The 425-nt window shown below is 68.9% G+C and carries 1 protein-coding gene; it reads right to left on the bottom strand.

The features are described from left to right. Nucleotides 1-395 (bottom strand): PleD family two-component system response regulator (locus MKK60_RS02515; RefSeq protein ID WP_243983779.1); only part of this gene is annotated, 395 nt, incomplete at its 3' end. Between the last annotated feature and the right edge of the window lie 30 nt (nucleotides 396-425).

Here is a 425-nt window from a genome sequence, read left to right as displayed (position 1 = left end):
CGGTCACGCTCGGCCGCGGTGACGTCGCGAGCGCTTAACACTACCACCGGCACCTCGGTACAGCCGGGCAAATCCCGGAGCCGGTCGAGGAACGAGAACCCGTCCATCACTGGCATGGTCAGGTCGAGCAGCACGAGGCGTGGCACGCCGTGCCGGACCTGGTCGAGCGCCTCGCAGCCGTTCCCAGCCTCGCGGACGCTCCAGCCGTTGCGCTCAAGCACCGTCCGGAGCCGGTCGCTCATATCGGCATCGTCGTCGACCACGAGCACGTCGCCGTCGGCCGCCCGGAACTGGTCAAAGATCGTCCGGAGGCGCGCCCAGTCCACCGGCTTCGGTACCGCCTCGATGGCTCCGAGCGAGGCGCTCAGCGCCGCGTCAGCAACGAAGCTGACCATGACCACGGAGACTGCAGGCATCCCCGTGGT

The sequence above is a fragment of the Methylobacterium sp. J-092 genome (assembly GCF_022829325.1).
In the GTDB taxonomy this organism is placed as follows: domain Bacteria; phylum Pseudomonadota; class Alphaproteobacteria; order Rhizobiales; family Beijerinckiaceae; genus Methylobacterium.
The sequence above is the reverse complement of the archived record's forward strand: the minus strand, read 5'-3'. Positions and strand labels throughout refer to the sequence as shown.